Origin of the sequence: Geobacillus genomosp. 3 (assembly GCF_000445995.2) — a bacterium.
Taxonomy (GTDB): domain Bacteria; phylum Bacillota; class Bacilli; order Bacillales; family Anoxybacillaceae; genus Geobacillus.
Window position 1 is genome coordinate 1,912,475 of sequence record NC_022080.4, and the last position, 12,868, is coordinate 1,925,342.

A 12,868-nucleotide genomic window follows, 5' to 3' on the forward strand; every position below is an offset into this window, starting at 1 on the left:
GTTAAGGATATTTATCAATTTCCTGTAAACCATCCGAGCGGCACGGTGACAAGGGACGGGAAGAAAATCAACAACAACAGCACTAACACTTCCGCCAACAAAAACGGCCAAATCCCTTTCATAATGTCTTCCATCCCGATTTTCCCTACCCCGCAAGCAACGTTTAACACCGTTCCGACCGGCGGTGTGAGCAGCCCGATGCAGTTGTTTAAAATAAACAGTACCCCGAAGTACACCGGATCAATTCCCGCTTTTTCAATAATCGGCATCAACACCGGTGTCAAAATGAGCACCGTCGGCGTCAAGTCCATCGCTGTTCCGACCAACAGCACCAACGCATTAATGGCTAACAACAGCACCAATGGATTATCCATGAACGGCGCTAGCCAATCTGTCATAATCGACGGAATATTGGCAACCGTAATGAGCCAGGCCGACACCATGGCCGCCGCCACCAAAAACATGACGACGCTTGTTGTTTTCGACGCTGCCACGAACACGTGGAACAAATCTTTCACTTTCAGTTCACGATAAATGAACAAACCGACAAACAGGGCATAAAACGCAGCTACAACGGCAGCTTCTGTCGGCGTAAACACCCCGCCGCGAAGCCCACCGACGATAATAACTGGCAATAAAAGCGCCCAAACGGCCCGACGGGTCGCCCGCCAAATGTCTTTCGCCGATTGGCGCGGAAGTACCTCAACGGAATCGTTCCGGACGACCAACCACCAACAGATTGCCAGAACAATTCCAAGCAAAATCCCTGGGACGATGCCGGCCATAAACAGCTTCGTGATCGATACGCCGCTTGTGACCCCAAACAGAATCATCGGGATGCTCGGCGGAATGATCGGGGCAATAATGCCGCTCGCGGCAATGAGGCCGGTCGAACGGTTGCGGTCATATCCGGCTTTGACCATCATCGGGATCAAAATGGCCCCGAGCGCCGCCGTGTCAGCGACCGCCGAACCGGATAAGCCGGCAAACAAAATGCTGGCAATGATCGCGACATACCCTAACCCGCCGCGAATATGGCCGACAAGCGACAAGGCAAAGTCAATAATCCGCTTGGAAATCCCGCCGGCATTCATCAGCTCCCCGGCCAGGATAAAGAATGGAATGGCCATGAGTGAGAAGTTGTCCGCGCCGCTAATCAAGTTTTGGGCAATAATTTGCGTATCAAAAATATCCAAGTATAACATCAGCGCCACTCCGCTGACTAATAGCGCAAACGCAATCGGCATCCCGAGCGCCATCACGCCGAGCAATGATCCGACAAACACAACTAGTGCCATCTACCTTTCACCTCCAACTGCACCCGGACGAGGGCGGCGATGGGGGTTCACTGTCTCTTCATGGGCCACATTCATCATTTCCTCTTCTGACTCTTTCATTCTTGTCAATTCTTCAACCGCACCCGGGCGGAATAAAGCTTGGTATATATGAAACAAGACAATGATTCCCATTCCGATGCTCACAACTAGACCGGTTCCATAGATGAATGCCATCGGTAGCCCAGTGGCCGGAGCCCGGCTTCCGACGCTGCTGAGCGTAATTTTCCAACTTCCGTCCAACAGCAAATAAAGCACATATAGAACGATGACATTGCTGATGACAAATACAACGCGTTTGGCGCCGACCGGCAGCTTTCTTACCAATGCATCGACACCTAAATGGTCATTATCCTTTAAAGCGCCGATAGCTCCAAAAAACGTCATCCAAATGAAGAGAAAACGCGACATTTCTTCCGACCAAGTGATGCCGGAGTTAAATCCGTAACGAAGCACAACGTTGCCGAATACCAAAATACACATGAAAGCGAGCGTCGCGACCATCAATACATTCAGAACACCATTCAAAAATCTCCCTGCCTTTTTAAACAATTCCATCACCCTTTTAACTTTTGGATTGTCTTATTCCGTCTCCGCCTTGATTCTCTTATACAAGTCTTCAGCCCAATCATATTTTTTGAACAACTCGTCATACAGCGGCTGCACAGCTTTTTCCATTTGCTTCACAAACTCATCGCTAGGAGTAGTGAATCTAATTCCATGCTCTTGCAAAAACTTCTTGTCTTCTTCGTAACTTTTTTCCATCAACTCAAATTCATAGTTGGCCGCCTCTTTAGCCGCTTCTTGTATAATTTTCCGTTGTTCATCCGTCAAGCTATCCCAAAACTTTTTATTGACCACATACACATTCGGGCTAAACATATGGTTCGACTCTAATACATCTGCTTGAACTTCGTACCACCCGGAAGCTCGCAATGTCGCAATTGGGTTGTCTTGCCCGTCTACCACTTTTTGCTCTAAGGCAGTGAACACTTCCGAAATCGGCAATGGGGTCACGTTAGCCCCTAACAATTTTCCAACCGTAATATAGTTCGGGATATTAGGCATCCGCAGGCGCAATCCTTTAAAATCGTCGATTGAGTCGATCGTTCTATTTGAAGAAAACATCCGGAACCCATTTGCACTCCAAGCCAGCGGAACAACACCATGTTTTGCCTCAAGCTCTGCAGTAATTTCTTTTCCGATCGGGCCATTCAACACTTTTTTAACATGTTCAAAATCTCTGAATAAGAATGGCCATTCAGGAACTCCCATTTTAGGGATGTCATTTTGCATAATCAACCCCGGAATCCCCATCTCAATCGTGCCATTGCGAACACCGTTGTAAAACTCCTGCTCTGCACCTAAAGCACTATTAGGATAAATCTCGACCTTAAGACTGCCGCCGGATTTCTCCTCAACGATCTTTTTAAACTTTTCACGCAACGCAACATTTTGTGGGTGACTTTCGGCAAAATAATTGGCCACCTTGATTACTCTAGTCTCACCTGTTTTCCCTCCGGCCGTTGATTTGGATCCGGAGCTCCCGCAACCGGAAAGCAGCAGAAGCAACAAGGATAAGATCGCCGAAAAAACTGCCATTCGTCTCATAATACCATCAGCTCCTTTTGCAATACTGTTTTTATTAGAGAAAAATATGAGGGTTAACTACTACTAAGTTGGGGATTAAGCGCTTTCGGATAGCGCTTCCAAAAGACGAGTTTCTGAACCCGCTTCTAAACGTTGGAAGATGTCGGTTTAAAAAACTGCCATCGTGTGGTTTGATATAGTAGAACTCGGTTTTGAAAACAATAAAAAAATTAAAAAACATCCGATCGATTTTGTTTTATATTATAAAACATAGTTTATCAATGTAGTTCATCAGGCCTGATATTTTTATTTTAATCAAAATTTTCCGAACAGTCAATATAAAAAATGAAATTTGCCCTTATTTCTGTACAATGGCGCTGTTTATTTCAACAAAGGCAAATAAAAGTCCTCCTGAACACAATCAATAGCCATAAAAAATGCCATCCCCCCGAAGCAAACCTCATCTTCGGGAGAACGGCTCGTTGGCCTGCTACGCCAAAATCCCCTCAATTTTCTCGAGCACATCATCGCTGAGCGCGACGTCGACCGCTTTGACGTTCTCTTCGACTTGTTCCGGGCGGCTGGCGCCGATTAAGGCGCTGGCCACGTTCGGTTGGCGCAATACCCAGGCAAGCGCGAGCTGCGATAACGTGATGCCAAGCTCGGCAGCAACTTTTTCCAGTTGTTCCACTTTCGTTAACACTTCGTCGTTCAGCAACCTTTGGATAAACGAGTTCGCCTTCGGATCAGCAGCGCGGCTTCCGGCCGGCAACGCTTGACCTCGTTTGTATTTGCCGGTCAGCACCCCTTGGGCGAGCGGCGAAAAGACGATTTGACTGATGCCGTTTTGTTCGCACACCGGGATGACTTCCTTTTCAATATAACGGTGAAACATGTTGTATTGCGGCTGATTGACGACGATCCGATCGAGCAAGTAGCGGTCGGCCACGCCGAGCGCCTCTTGAATTTGCTGGGCCGTCCATTCGCTCACGCCGACATACAGCACTTTTCCTTGGCGGACGAGATCATCGATCGTACGCAACGTCTCATCGACCGGCGTTTCTTTGTCATAGCGGTGGCAGTAGTAGATATCGACATAATCCAGTTGCAGCCGCTTTAAGCTCGCATGGAGCTGTTCAAACACATGCTTGCGCGACAGGCCGCGGTCGTTCGGTCCGTCGCCCATCGGCCAAAACACTTTCGTGGCGATGACATACGATTCGCGCGGATATTTGCGCAGCGCCTCGCCGACGATTTTTTCCGCCTCCCCGCGCGCATAGACGTTTGCCGTATCAAATGAGTTGATGCCGAGTTCATACGCCTTGTCAATGACGCGGATCGCCGTTTCCTTTTCCACCGAATTGCCGTATGTAAGCCAGCTTCCTAAACTAATTTCGCTCACTTTCAGCCCCGTGCGGCCAAGTTTTCGGTATTTCACAGGCGTTCCCCCTTTTTCCTAATAAGCAAATGCCAAAATATCCATTATTTATTATACCTGCCGTCTATTCATTTTGGAAATCATTTGTCTTCCTTTTTCAATCGATGTGAGCATGACAGTTTTTAAGAACATTTCTGGAAAAGCCGGGGCAACACGAGTTTTTCGCTCAACTTGGCGGCGAGAAAGGAATGTTGCTCTGACACAGCTTCTCTAGTTCGGAAAAGTGAAATCTGTCCATTCTTTTTAGCCACGAACAAGACAAAACGGACGGCCGCCGTGAATGTACCGAAGCAACGGTATATCTTCCTCGACCACCTTGCCGATGACGTTGACGTTGTCATCGGTTGGAAGATCCGTTAAAGCGATCTGCAGTTCACCAGCATAACGGCCGTAGCGCTCGTTGTCGATCGTCACGCTTCCTGTCGGGCGCGGCGCCGGTTCGGTGGGGTGCAACGCCTCCTTAGGCCATATGATGGAGCGGCGCGATTCGGTGGAACGGATCACATCACGGGCGGCATCGCGCCGGTTTGTGTGCACCGTTTCGACAAGAGACAGCCAGCGGGCTGATACGATCGGCCGGTAGCGAATGGGAATGATTCCTTGCCGCACCCACGCCATTCGCTCGAGCACATCGTCCGACACCGATAAGTCTCCGACGAACACTTTTCCCACCTTATACGTTTCGCGCAGCTCGATATAGGCAGAAACTGGATCCGCTTCCCGATGATCCTCTAACGTCGGCAGCCCTTTGTTAAGCGGACCGCGCTTTTGGGCGTTGCCAGCGACAAAGGTGCCGATTGATGCTATGCCGCATTGACGCAACATTCGGTTTTGTTTCATAAGCGTGTCGCCCGAAAGCCCAGTTTCCGGGCGCGGGTAAAAGTTATGCCATGCGTCCACACCCGCCCAGTCGATTTGTCGCGATGCCAACTCCTGAATTTCGCGTTCTGTGATCGTACTGGCGTTCAATACGACTTTCATCTGTTTCGAAAGCTGCACCGTTTCATCCCACGAGAAGCCATCGTCAAGCCGCAGCCCGATTATCCCCCACTCGTTGAGCGCTTTGGTGACGCCAACGCCGGCCGGCAAGTGCGAAAGCACGGCGGGGGTGGCGTCAGCCACCACCCCCACCCCATAGCGACGGGCGAGCCGGCCGATCCATTTCAGCTTCTCTTGCTCGCCTAGTTCTTTTCCGTTCAAAAGGTGCAGCGAAGTAAACAGTTCCCTCGCTCCAAAACTCGCTGCTTTCCGAAACGCTTCTTCGATTTGTTCAAACGGTTGAAAAAGATAAAAAGAAAAGGAAAGCATCGCCATCCCCCGCTATATATTTTCTGCCATTTCCTCTTTAAATCCGAACCAATACGTAAAGAGGAAACCAAACGCATAGGAAATGACTAATCCGATCAAATACGTCACATACTTCGCATCGGCAATAAGCGGAATGAGGGACAGCCCGGATACACCGATGCCGAGCGCCGCCGTTTTCATGACCGCCTGAAACGCGCCGCCGACCGCCGCCCCGAGGCACGCGGTGACAAACGGCCTCCCTAGCGGCAACGTCACCCCATAAAGCAACGGCTCTCCGATTCCTAAAAACCCGACCGGCAATGCCCCTTTAATAATGTTTCGAAGCCGCTTGTTTTTCGTTTTCACATAGACAGCGATCGCCGCCCCGACCTGGCCGGCTCCGGCCATCGCTAATACCGGTAATAGGGGCGTTGAGCCAAGTTTTTGAATCAGTTCCATATGAATCGGCGTCAAGCCATGGTGCAAGCCGACCATGACAAGCGGCAAAAACGTTCCGGCCAACACTGCGCCGGCCAACACTCCACCTATATCGAGTACAGCTTTTAATCCGTCCGTAATCGCCAGCGACAGCCAACCGGCGATCGGCTGCACGGCAATCAGCGTAAATAAGCAGACGATGAGCACCGTGATGAGCGGCGTCACAATAATATCGACCGCATTCGGGACAAAGCGGCGCACCCATTTTTCAACAACAGCCATCAGCCAAGCGGCCAACAAAACGGCAAACAGCCCTCCCCTCCCTGGTGTAAGCGCTTCCCCGAATAGCTTAACATCCGCGAGCGCCGGGTTGAAGACGAGGATGCCGGCAATGGCCCCTAATACCGGCGTGCCGCCGAACTCCTTCGCTGTATTGTAACCGACTAACACGCCGAGCGAGGCAAAAATGCCGCCGCCAATCAAAAGCAACAGCTGCAGCCACGTCGTCTGTGGATCAACACCGGCGTTTTTGGCGAAGTTGGCAATCCCGTTAATGATCCCTGAGGCGACCAAACCAGGGATGAGCGGGATGAAGATGCTGCCGATTTTGCGCAACAACCGCTTTAGCGGCGTTTGCTGGCGCGCTTTGACCTTCGCTTTTGTCCGCTCCGCAATGTCCTCGAGCCCATCCTCGATCACTTCCCCAAGCTCCAGACCGGTCAGCTCGCATAACGCGGCCGCCACTTTGTTGACAATGCCGGGGCCGACGACGATTTGCAGCGTCTCGTCTTCAATGACCCCCATGACTCCCTCAACCCGTTTCAGGGCGGCAATATCCGCTTGATCCGGATCGCGCAGCGACACGCGCACCCGCGTCATGCAGTGGGCAATGCGAACAATGTTCTCTTTGCCCCCTAAATGCGAAAGCATCGTTGCCGCCATTTGTTGTTCCCGGTTCATCGTTCCTCTCCCCCTATCCGTTATTTAAGCGCGTTGCGCACAAAACCACCGGCTTTTTGCAGCCGCGATTTTGCCTCTTTATAGCTGCATTGACGCAAAATCATGACGATCGCTGTTTTCACCTCCCCATTTGCCTGTTCGTAATAGCGGGACGCTTCGTCGGCGCTCACTCCCGTCGCTTCCATCAAAATCCGCTTCGCCCGCTCTTTTAGCTTTTCGTTTGTCGCCTGCACATCGACCATCCAGTTTCCATACACCTTGCCAATTCCGACCATTGAGGCGGTCGAAATCATATTGAGCACCATTTTTTGCGCCGTTCCGGCTTTAAGGCGCGTTGAACCGGCCAACACTTCCGGCCCGGTTTCGATTTCCACCGCCGCATCCGCATACTGGCTGATGGCCGCTCCTTGATTGCAGGCGATGCTTCCTGTTGTTGCCCCTATTTTTTTCGCGTAACGAAGCGCACTCACCACATACGGCGTTCGGCCGCTCGCCGCAATGCCGACGACCACATCGTTTGCCGTCAACCCCACTGCCTCGAGATCGCGAACCGCCGCCTCTTCATCATCTTCCGCTCCTTCCGCCGCATTGGCCATTGCTTCCCACCCCCCGGCGATCACCGCCTGAACCATCTTGGGATCAACGCCAAATGTCGGCGGACATTCCACCGCATCAAGCAAACCGAGCCGGCCGCTCGTTCCCGCTCCAACATAAACGAGTTTTCCCCCTCTCTGAAACGCAGCAACGACGATATGTACGAGCTTCTCAATGGAATCCAGTTGTTTCGCCACCGCTGCCGCCACCGTCTGATCTTCTTCATTCATCGCCTGCAAAATTTCTTTCGTCGTCATTTCATCCAAATGTTTCGTTTTTTCATTGCCTTGTTCTGTAGTCAGACGTTCGAGCAATGTGGTCACCTCTTTAAGGAAATTAGAAATTATATTTCATACTTATATTATAAATTTATGAAACAAAATATCAAACTATTCTTGTTGATTTTGACACATCCTCACCAAAAAAAGCGAGCCTGCCTTAAGCCCGCTTTATCTTCGCAAACGCACCACTTCTTCTCTTGTCTGGTAGAAGCGTTCGATTACTCGTCCCCCTACACGGTGGAACGTGATTAAATAGAGCGCATCAATCACATTAAGCTGCACCATTCTCGATGCCATGCTGCCGATGCGGTGGTCTTGTTCAACATCCGGCAGCGCCAGCTTAATATCCGCCTCCTTATATAGCGGTGATGTCGGGTCAAGCTTCGTCAGGGCGATGACGGTCGCCTCCTGTTTTTTCGCAAACCGGGCGATCTCCAATACGTCTTTCGTCCGTCCTGACGTTGATATGGCTACGAATACATCCCCTTTTTTCAAATGGGCGACCAATGGAAGCATCGTGTGAAAATCGGGTGACGTTGCCGCCATGTAGCCAAGTTTCGTAAACTTATAACTGGCGTCCACCGCTGCGGCCGCGGAGCCGCCAACTCCGTAAAACACTACTCTTTCCGCTTTCATCATCACCTCAGCAGCTTTTTCCAACTCGCGCTTATCGAGCGTTGTCGTTGTCGCCTCAATGGCCGCCTTATTCATATAAGTAACTTTCATAAACAGCTCATACGGCGCATTTGGTTTGTCTAGAATGGAAAAATCATTAATGTTTATATCCGCCATCGTCAACTCGCGAACGAGCGCCATCTTCAATCCCGGAAAACTGCCGATGCCGACTGTCTTGCAAAAGCGGACGACGCTCGCTTCGCTCGTCGAGGCGGCCCGCGCCAACTCTTTCGTCGTCATCGCTGGAACAAGCTCGGCATGGCGAAGAATATAGGCGGCCACTTTTTGTTCTGCCGGTGAAAACTGCCCGAGTTGCTGTTCGATTTTCGTTAAAATCCCTATTTCACTCATCTTTTATCTCTTCCTTTCCGTCCGCCGTTGCTATCTTCATCTTATCATGGATATGCCTTCATGCTCCACGTTAGCAAAAAAACTTGAACAAAAAATGTTTGAATTCGAGATATACATCTGCTATGATAAGGATGTGATCATTACGTGAATAAGAGGAGGAACACGGATGACAACATTCCAGCTTGACAAAGCGCACAGCTCTGTCGCCTTCCAAGTCAAACATATGATGATTTCAAAAGCGAAAGGGGAATTTACAGACTTTGATGTCGACGTGCAGGGCGACATTAACGAGCTTGAGTCGCTGAAAGTGAACGCGACGATCAATGTGGCTTCGATTGATACGAAAAATGCGGACCGCGACGCCCATCTTCGCTCGGCCGACTTTTTCGATGTTGAAAACCATCCGACGATCACCTTTGTGAGCGATTCCGTGCGCAAGCTGTCCGACACGGAATATGAGGTGACAGGGCAGCTGACGATTCGCGGTGTGACGAGAACGGAAACGTTCAAAGTCGAATACAACGGCCAAGTGAAAAACCCGCTCACCGGCGGCATTTCCGTCGGCTTTGACGTCGAAGGGAAAATCAACCGCGAAGATTACGGCCTCGTCTGGAACGTTGCGCTCGAAACCGGCGGATTCCTCGTCGGGAAAGAAGTCAAAATCTTGGCCAGCTTTGAGTTTGCCTTGAGCTGAGCGTCCAAAACGAAACGCCCCCGGCGCTGAAAATGCCGGGGGCATTTTATTATTGCGAAAGAAAACGATCGCGTTGGACTCAGCATGGCATGCGACAAAACGTTTGATCGTCCATCCGGAAAAAAGCTCCCGCTTTGAGCAACGCGAAGAGGGGGAGTTCACTGCGCCGTATATCCGCCGTCGATCACCACCGCCTGGCCGGTGACGCCTTTTGCCTGTTCTCCCGCCAAAAAGAGAACGTAATGGGCCACCTCTTCAACCGACAGCAGCCGCCGCTGCGGCACAAGCGGGTAAATCACTTCCTCGAGCACTTTTTCAAGCGGCACGTTTCTTGTCGCCGCCAAATCCGCGAGCTGGCCGCGGACGAGTTCGGTATCGACATAGCCCGGGCAAAGGGCGTTCACCGTAATGCCATATGGCGCCCCTTCTAACGCCGCCACTTTCGTTAAGCCGATCACCCCGTGCTTCGCGCTGTTGTACGCCGCTTTGCCGGCAAACCCGACAAGCCCGTTGATCGACGCCATGTTGATGATGCGGCCGTAACGCTGTTGTTTCATAACGGGAAACGCATGCTTAATGGCCAAAAACGGGCCGACGAGCATGACGCGGATGAGTTGCTCAAACTTTTCCGTCGGGAAATCCTCAATGTTTGCCACATGTTGCAAACCGGCGTTGTTCACGACAACATCAAGGCGCCCCCAACGCTTGACGGCCTCGTTGATCGCTTGCTTCACCTCTTGTTCAACCGTCACATCACATTTCACGCCGACCGCTTCATAGCCCAACTCCCGAAGCGACCGAGCAGCTTGCTCGACTTCTTCCTGGCGCAAATCAACGAGCATCACGTTTGCGCCATGTTCCGCCAGCGTTTTTGCCACTTCATAGCCAATTCCCCGCGCTGCGCCGGTGATGAGTGCTGTGCGATGTTCCATCATTCCCCTTCCCCCTGCTTCATCTGTTGATACACGTCATCGTACTGCTTCGCCAGGTCAAAATCGAGCTTCGTCAGCCCTTTCGCCCGCCATGAAGACAGCTTCACTGTGATCAGCTTATAGTCGATTGAAATGAACGGGTGGTGATTGGCGTTTTCCGAAATCGCGGCGATTCGCCGGACGAACTCGATTCCTTGCAAGTAGTCTTGAAAACGGTATTTTTTCACAATCCACCGCTCATCGGCCAGCTTCCAGCCGTCCGCTTTTTCAAGCAGTGCTTGCACTTCCTCTTCCGTTAACCGCACCGTTATCCCTCACCCTCTATATTTTGAAATATGCCAGCCAGCGAAACCGTCAAATCAGCGAACAAAAACGAGACGAGCACATCGCCTTCGCCAAAGACGCTCCGCTTCTCATACCCTTTTTCGCCGCGGCCGTACACTTCCACCGTTCGATGCAACGGATCCACGATCCAATATTCCTTGACGTCAAACTGTTCGTACAACATATACTTTTCGTTTCGATCTTTCAATGCTGTACTTGGCGAAAGCACTTCCACCACCAAGTCAGGCGGACCATCGCAGCCTCGGCTGCCAATTTGGCTTTGATCGCAAATGACGGAGATATCTGGTTGCACGACATGCTTCGCCTGTTCATAGTCCGCCTGCTCATCAAGGCGTACATCAAATGGCGCCATGACAACCGTGCATCCTTTTTCACGAAAAAATGCCCGCAAAGCGACATACAATTCACCGACGATAAACTGGTGGACAAATGAAGGGGCCGGTGCCATGTTGTAGGGCACGCCGTTGATCAGCTCCCACCATCCGTCCCACTTGACATAATCTTGATACGTATACCGTTCCTTTTGCCGCTCGGTCGGCTTCACGTCCATTCCCCCATCCGCTTGCTTTGCCCCTATTATACCATCGGACATCCGCGGCCGTCATACAACATCATGCGCTTTCCATAAAAAGAGCCATCCGGTTGGGATGGCTTTTTGCGCAAAGCTACTAGCTTTAAGGCCGCAAGCTCGCCAGCTGCTCGGCAAGTCGCAAATAAAAGGCGCGAATATCAAATGATGGATTCGGGTCAACGCCGATCACTTCCAAATGGTCGACGTTGTATGTTCCCATGTCGTTCCAAACTCCTTTTTTCAACGTCCCGTCGTACGGTGCGATCCGATCGCTTGATCCACGCTTCGGACCGTTCATCGAAATTGTATTGACGATGCCATCGTTCTCAAGCCAATGACTGTCAATGCCGAGCGCTGGATTGCGGTACGACCCGAGAAACGGAGCGCAGACAATCGCGCTGAACGCATTCATTCCAAGTTCGGGATAATGGTTGCCGGTGAGCGCTCCGCGATGCGTCCGCTCTGTGGAGAAACTCAAATAATACGTATTCGGGCTTGCCTTCACCCATTGATTCAACTTCTCAGCCCCGGGAACGGATAAATCGTAGCGGGCGGTATCTGTCGACGTCCAAACGGGAGACCGCTTGAGCCTCTCAAAATATTGGTCAAACGATTCACCCGGCTGGCGGCGCAGTCCCCATTGGTCGAGCTTAAAATCGTATACTTCGCTTGTATACGGCGCGTTGCTGGCGACAGCCGCCGCTTTCAACACCGCTTTTTGCAAGTCAAAGAAGCGATCGGTGAAATCGATCATGTTGACAAGCGCCGTTCCGTCATGAGGAGTGGCGATGGTCGTCACACTCAACACAAACGGATGCCCGCCTTTAAACAACGGCGACAACGACACGTTGTGCGCCTTGGCGTACTCCCGTTCTTCTTGGCTTCCGTTCTCTAGGAGCGAGACAAGCATGCGGGCGGTCTGTCCCCCCTGACTGTGGGCGATGATATGGACGCGGCCCCCTCGTTGCAGTTCCGGAAGCAGCCCTGGATAGGTGCGGCCAAACCGCGCATGGCCGTGCTTGGCCGCATGGGCTGCCCCATAATCAACCGTCCCGCCGACAAGCTGGGCGTACGCTTCACATGCCCGATCCCAGTTGCTTGAGAGCGGGCCGACCGCCAGCGTATAAGTTCGATATCCGTGGTCGTTCAGCCATTGTTCGATATCGCCGCGCACGCCGCCCCAATACTTGAACCCAAGCATTTCCTCTCGTCCCCATCCGGTAAACCCATGGAGAAGCACGATGGGTGCATCATTGGCGCGTAGGGATGCCGCCTCCGTCCGCCCTCCCGGGACCGACAGGCCGAGCACAAACCATAATCCGAGCGACACGAACATAATCCGACAGCATTTCATCACGCTCTCCTTCTCCTTCCTCGA

Annotated in this window: 13 protein-coding genes; 1 reads left to right on the forward strand and 12 read right to left on the reverse strand. The window is 51.6% G+C overall.

Annotated features, from left to right (window positions below):
- Positions 1 to 14: 14 nt before the first annotated feature.
- The 8 genes from M493_RS09420 to M493_RS09455 form a co-directional block, all read right to left on the reverse strand.
- The gene (locus M493_RS09420; protein WP_020960095.1) at positions 15 to 1,298 is read right to left on the reverse strand and encodes a TRAP transporter large permease; all 1,284 of its coding nucleotides are present in this window, start codon (positions 1,296 to 1,298) and stop codon (positions 15 to 17) included.
- Positions 1,299 to 1,892 (reverse strand): TRAP transporter small permease, encoded by a 594-nt coding sequence (locus M493_RS09425; RefSeq protein WP_023817639.1) that lies wholly within the window; start codon positions 1,890 to 1,892, stop codon positions 1,299 to 1,301. It abuts the gene before it with no gap.
- A gap of 24 nt (positions 1,893 to 1,916) precedes the next feature.
- Entirely contained in the window at positions 1,917 to 2,945 is a 1,029-nt protein-coding gene (locus M493_RS09430; protein ID WP_020960097.1) for a TRAP transporter substrate-binding protein, read from the reverse strand.
- 469 nt (positions 2,946 to 3,414) lie between these two features.
- Complete coding sequence (locus M493_RS09435; protein WP_020960098.1) at positions 3,415 to 4,362, reverse strand: aldo/keto reductase family protein; 948 nt, start codon at positions 4,360 to 4,362, stop codon at positions 3,415 to 3,417.
- A 243-nt stretch (positions 4,363 to 4,605) separates the two neighbouring features.
- The gene (locus M493_RS09440) at positions 4,606 to 5,670 is read right to left on the reverse strand and encodes a MupG family TIM beta-alpha barrel fold protein (RefSeq protein ID WP_023817640.1); all 1,065 of its coding nucleotides are present in this window, start codon (positions 5,668 to 5,670) and stop codon (positions 4,606 to 4,608) included.
- A 12-nt stretch (positions 5,671 to 5,682) separates the two neighbouring features.
- Positions 5,683 to 7,047 carry a PTS transporter subunit EIIC gene (locus M493_RS09445; RefSeq protein ID WP_020960100.1) on the reverse strand — a complete coding sequence of 455 codons (1,365 nt, stop codon included), beginning with the start codon at positions 7,045 to 7,047 and terminating at the stop codon, positions 5,683 to 5,685.
- Between the two features lie 20 nt (positions 7,048 to 7,067).
- Positions 7,068 to 7,955 carry an N-acetylmuramic acid 6-phosphate etherase gene (murQ, locus tag M493_RS09450; protein WP_020960101.1) on the reverse strand — a complete coding sequence of 296 codons (888 nt, stop codon included), beginning with the start codon at positions 7,953 to 7,955 and terminating at the stop codon, positions 7,068 to 7,070.
- A gap of 135 nt (positions 7,956 to 8,090) precedes the next feature.
- Positions 8,091 to 8,948, reverse strand: a complete 858-nt coding sequence (locus tag M493_RS09455; protein WP_020960102.1) for a MurR/RpiR family transcriptional regulator — start codon at positions 8,946 to 8,948, stop codon at positions 8,091 to 8,093.
- 166 nt (positions 8,949 to 9,114) lie between these two features.
- Between M493_RS09455 and M493_RS09460 the strand changes: the two genes are divergently transcribed.
- Positions 9,115 to 9,642: a YceI family protein gene (locus M493_RS09460; protein WP_020960103.1), complete on the forward strand. Its 528-nt coding sequence runs from the start codon at positions 9,115 to 9,117 to the stop codon at positions 9,640 to 9,642.
- Between the two features lie 158 nt (positions 9,643 to 9,800).
- On the opposite strand, the gene M493_RS09465 is transcribed toward M493_RS09460, so the two are convergent.
- The 4 genes from M493_RS09465 to M493_RS09480 all read right to left on the reverse strand — a co-directional run bounded on the left by M493_RS09465 (position 9,801) and on the right by M493_RS09480 (position 12,844).
- On the reverse strand, positions 9,801 to 10,577 hold the full coding sequence (locus M493_RS09465; protein WP_041267762.1) for a 3-hydroxybutyrate dehydrogenase: 777 nt from the start codon (positions 10,575 to 10,577) through the stop codon (positions 9,801 to 9,803).
- Positions 10,574 to 10,879: a 4a-hydroxytetrahydrobiopterin dehydratase gene (locus tag M493_RS09470; protein WP_020960105.1), complete on the reverse strand. Its 306-nt coding sequence runs from the start codon at positions 10,877 to 10,879 to the stop codon at positions 10,574 to 10,576. The genes M493_RS09465 and M493_RS09470 overlap by 4 nt, the downstream gene beginning before the upstream one ends.
- A 2-nt stretch (positions 10,880 to 10,881) precedes the next feature.
- Positions 10,882 to 11,469, reverse strand: a complete 588-nt coding sequence (locus M493_RS09475) for a Uma2 family endonuclease (RefSeq protein WP_020960106.1) — start codon at positions 11,467 to 11,469, stop codon at positions 10,882 to 10,884.
- 124 nt (positions 11,470 to 11,593) lie between these two features.
- Positions 11,594 to 12,844 (reverse strand): esterase/lipase family protein, encoded by a 1,251-nt coding sequence (locus M493_RS09480; RefSeq protein ID WP_020960107.1) that lies wholly within the window; start codon positions 12,842 to 12,844, stop codon positions 11,594 to 11,596.
- Positions 12,845 to 12,868 lie beyond the last annotated feature (24 nt).

What these genes read in the sequence shown, in the direction of transcription:
- M493_RS09460 (WP_020960103.1), top strand. Translation starts at nt 9,115, where the DNA reads ATGACAACATTCCAGCTTGACAAAGCGCACAGCTCTGTCGCCTTCCAA.
- M493_RS09455 (WP_020960102.1), bottom strand. Translation starts at nt 8,948, where the DNA reads ATGAGTGAAATAGGGATTTTAACGAAAATCGAACAGCAACTCGGGCAG.
- M493_RS09420 (WP_020960095.1), bottom strand. Translation starts at nt 1,298, where the DNA reads ATGGCACTAGTTGTGTTTGTCGGATCATTGCTCGGCGTGATGGCGCTC.
- M493_RS09430 (WP_020960097.1), bottom strand. Translation starts at nt 2,945, where the DNA reads ATGAGACGAATGGCAGTTTTTTCGGCGATCTTATCCTTGTTGCTTCTG.
- M493_RS09445 (WP_020960100.1), bottom strand. Translation starts at nt 7,047, where the DNA reads ATGAACCGGGAACAACAAATGGCGGCAACGATGCTTTCGCATTTAGGG.
- M493_RS09480 (WP_020960107.1), bottom strand. Translation starts at nt 12,844, where the DNA reads ATGAAATGCTGTCGGATTATGTTCGTGTCGCTCGGATTATGGTTTGTG.
- M493_RS09440 (WP_023817640.1), bottom strand. Translation starts at nt 5,670, where the DNA reads ATGCTTTCCTTTTCTTTTTATCTTTTTCAACCGTTTGAACAAATCGAA.
- M493_RS09475 (WP_020960106.1), bottom strand. Translation starts at nt 11,469, where the DNA reads ATGGACGTGAAGCCGACCGAGCGGCAAAAGGAACGGTATACGTATCAA.
- M493_RS09465 (WP_041267762.1), bottom strand. Translation starts at nt 10,577, where the DNA reads ATGATGGAACATCGCACAGCACTCATCACCGGCGCAGCGCGGGGAATT.
- M493_RS09425 (WP_023817639.1), bottom strand. Translation starts at nt 1,892, where the DNA reads ATGGAATTGTTTAAAAAGGCAGGGAGATTTTTGAATGGTGTTCTGAAT.